General features: G+C 53.6%; 1 tRNA gene and 2 rRNA genes (1 of these 3 cut by a window edge). All 3 read left to right on the top strand.

Annotation, left to right across the window (positions count from 1 at the left end):
- Window positions 1–2,061: ribosomal RNA gene (locus HHL25_RS23345) — 23S ribosomal RNA — on the top strand (it extends 738 nt beyond the left edge of the window).
- A 98-nt stretch (window positions 2,062–2,159) separates the two neighbouring features.
- Window positions 2,160–2,274, top strand: a 5S ribosomal RNA gene (gene rrf, locus HHL25_RS23340).
- A 148-nt stretch (window positions 2,275–2,422) separates the two neighbouring features.
- Window positions 2,423–2,499: transfer RNA gene (locus HHL25_RS23335), tRNA-Met, on the top strand.
- Window position 2,500: the final 1 nt, after the last annotated feature.

Genomic DNA, 2,500 nt, shown 5'->3' with positions numbered 1-2,500 from the left:
GTTGAAGGTTGGGTAACACCAACTGGAGGACCGAACCCGCATCTGTTGCAATAGATTGGGATGACTTGTGGCTAGGGGTGAAAGGCCAATCAAACTCGGAAATAGCTGGTTCTCCGCGAAATCTATTTAGGTAGAGCGTCGACCGAATACCCTCGGGGGTAGAGCACTGGATGGGCTATGGGGACTCACCGTCTTACTGATCCTAACCAAACTCCGAATACCGAGGAGTACTAGTCGGCAGACACACGGCGGGTGCTAACGTCCGTCGTGAAAAGGGCAACAACCCTGACCTCCAGCTAAGGTCCCCAAGTCATGGCTAAGTGGGAAAGGATGTGAGGATCCCAAAACAACCAGGATGTTGGCTTAGAAGCAGCCATCATTTAAAGAAAGCGTAACAGCTCACTGGTCTAAATAAGGGTCTTTGCGCCGAAAATGTAACGGGGCTAAAGCCATGCACCGAAGCTGAGGATTTGCAGCAATGCAAGTGGTAGCGGAGCGTTCCCTAAGCCGTTGAAGCGGGACCCGTGAGGGCCCGTGGAGGTATGGGAAGTGCGAATGTTGACATGAGTAACGATAAAGGGAGTGAGAGACTCCCTCGCCGAAAGACCAAGGGTTCCTGCTTAAAGTTAATCTGAGCAGGGTTAGCCGGCCCCTAAGATGAGGCAGAAATGCGTAGTCGATGGGAACCACGTTAATATTCGTGGGCCTGGTGGTAGTGACGGATCGCGTAACTTGTTCGGACTTATTGGATTGTCCGGGCGGGGAAGCGGTTCCAGGAAATAGCTCCACCCTATAGACCGTACCCGAAACCGACACAGGTGGTCAGGTAGAGTATACCAAGGCGCTTGAGAGAACTATGCTGAAGGAACTCGGCAAATTGCACGCGTAACTTCGGAAGAAGCGTGACCCTTATATACGCAAGTATGTGAGGGTGGCACAGACCAGGGGGTAGCGACTGTTTATCAAAAACACAGGGCTCTGCGAAGTCGCAAGACGACGTATAGGGTCTGACGCCTGCCCGGTGCTGGAAGGTTAAGAGGAGAGGTGCAAGCTTTGAATCGAAGCCCCAGTAAACGGCGGCCGTAACTATAACGGTCCTAAGGTAGCGAAATTCCTTGTCGGGTAAGTTCCGACCTGCACGAATGGCGTAACGACTTCCCCGCTGTCTCCAGCATAGACTCAGTGAAATTGAATTCCCCGTGAAGATGCGGGGTTCCTGCGGTTAGACGGAAAGACCCCGTGCACCTTTACTATAGCTTTACACTGGCATTCGTGTCGGCATGTGTAGGATAGGTGGTAGGCTTTGAAGCAGGGACGCCAGTTTCTGTGGAGCCATCCTTGAAATACCACCCTTATCGTCATGGATGTCTAACCGCGATCCGTTATCCGGATCCGGGACAGTGTATGGTGGGTAGTTTGACTGGGGCGGTCGCCTCCGAAAGAGTAACGGAGGCGCGCGATGGTGGGCTCAGACCGGTCGGAAATCGGTCGTCGAGTGCAATGGCATAAGCCCGCCTGACTGCGAGACTGACAAGTCGAGCAGAGACGAAAGTCGGTCATAGTGATCCGGTGGTCCCGTGTGGAAGGGCCATCGCTCAACGGATAAAAGGTACGCCGGGGATAACAGGCTGATGACCCCCAAGAGTCCATATCGACGGGGTTGTTTGGCACCTCGATGTCGGCTCATCGCATCCTGGGGCTGGAGCAGGTCCCAAGGGTTTGGCTGTTCGCCAATTAAAGCGGTACGTGAGCTGGGTTCAGAACGTCGTGAGACAGTTCGGTCCCTATCTGCCGTGGGTGTAGGAATATTGACAGGATCTGTCCCTAGTACGAGAGGACCGGGATGGACATATCTCTGGTGGACCTGTTGTCGTGCCAACGGCATAGCAGGGTAGCTATATATGGAAGGGATAACCGCTGAAGGCATCTAAGCGGGAAACCCACCTGAAAACGAGTATTCCCTATCAGAGCCGTGGAAGACGACCACGTTGATAGGACGGGTGTGGAAGCGCAGTAATGCGTGAAGCTTACCGTTACTAATAGCTCGATTGGCTTGATTGTTCTCATTGCTTATGCTCATCGATGAAATCGATGTTGCCTGACGTGTTCAAATAAAAGAGGTTCGCCTCACCAGCTTCTCAAAATTTGCCCTTAGCCGACCTGGTGGTTATTGCGGGGCGGCCGCACCCGTTCCCATTCCGAACACGGCCGTGAAACGCCCCAGCGCCAATGGTACTTCGTCTCAAGACGCGGGAGAGTAGGTCGCTGCCAGGTCTGCTAAAGGCAAATTCAATCTTCTCAAAACAACCGTCGGCCCCGCCGAACTCCCAAAGGGCCGCCAAAAGCGGTCCTTTTGTCTTCAAACAGACAAAACAAGCAGAACTTCTGAAATGACGTGGACCAAAACCACGCCTCTTGGTGACGCGGGGTGGAGCAGCCCGGTAGCTCGTCAGGCTCATAACCTGAAGGCCGCAGGTTCAAATCCTGCCCCCGCAACCAA

The organism is Rhizobium terricola (assembly GCF_012927355.1).
GTDB lineage: Bacteria > Pseudomonadota > Alphaproteobacteria > Rhizobiales > Rhizobiaceae > Allorhizobium > Allorhizobium terricola.
The sequence above is the reverse complement of the archived record's forward strand: the minus strand, read 5'-3'. Positions and strand labels throughout refer to the sequence as shown.